The organism is Oribacterium sp. oral taxon 078 str. F0263 (genome assembly GCF_000469565.1).
GTDB lineage: Bacteria > Bacillota > Clostridia > Lachnospirales > Lachnospiraceae > Oribacterium.
The window spans coordinates 1-608 of the sequence record NZ_KI273117.1 but is presented as its reverse complement, the minus strand read 5'-3'; the positions used below and the strand labels follow the sequence as shown (position 1 = coordinate 608).

Below are 608 nucleotides of genomic sequence, written 5' to 3'. Positions count from 1 at the left end.
TAAACGAGAATTTAGCGGCTTAAAAGTCAATGTCGGAGACATCGAGTTCACCGGACATCAACCTTGGTAACAGCGAATCCCTCAATTCAGACAGTTTGTTGGATTCTTGCGTGTTCTGCTGAATGGTTTGGTACATCGGAGCAACGATACCTTCAAACTTAGCGAATGTATCTGCATCTGGAATAGAGAGCTCCATTGCGTTCAGTATGTCAGTAGTCATACTTGGAACAGCAGAACCGGAATTAAGAGAAGCGAGGTCCTTACTCTTTACGAAATGAAAAACGAACTTAGCCACGTTGGGCATTTTCATTTCTGTAAAGAACATGGTGTCTACCGACCAAAACGGCTCATTTACATACATGACGTTGTTGAGAGTTCCTTTTCGTGGAATAAGAACGGATTCCTTATCATACAAAGGCCTCTCCACATAACGCATGATACCGCCTGAACCGTAAACAGGATATGCACCATCGGCAAGTTTCTTGTGATCCTTTCCATAACGGACAGTGATAAGGTCGGCAAGGTGTCCAAGCTGCCATGAAGGGCTGGTATTGGTGATGAACATATCACAATAAATGGCCTGTGCCTGCTGAAGTAAATTCTCGTTT

General features: G+C 43.8%; 1 protein-coding gene. It reads right to left on the bottom strand.

Annotated elements, in window-relative coordinates; translation table 11 throughout:
• Positions 1–19: 19 nt before the first annotated feature.
• Positions 20–608, bottom strand: a 589-nt coding sequence (locus HMPREF1986_RS06685; RefSeq protein WP_021774056.1) for a restriction endonuclease subunit S, incomplete at its 5' end; no start/stop codon positions are given.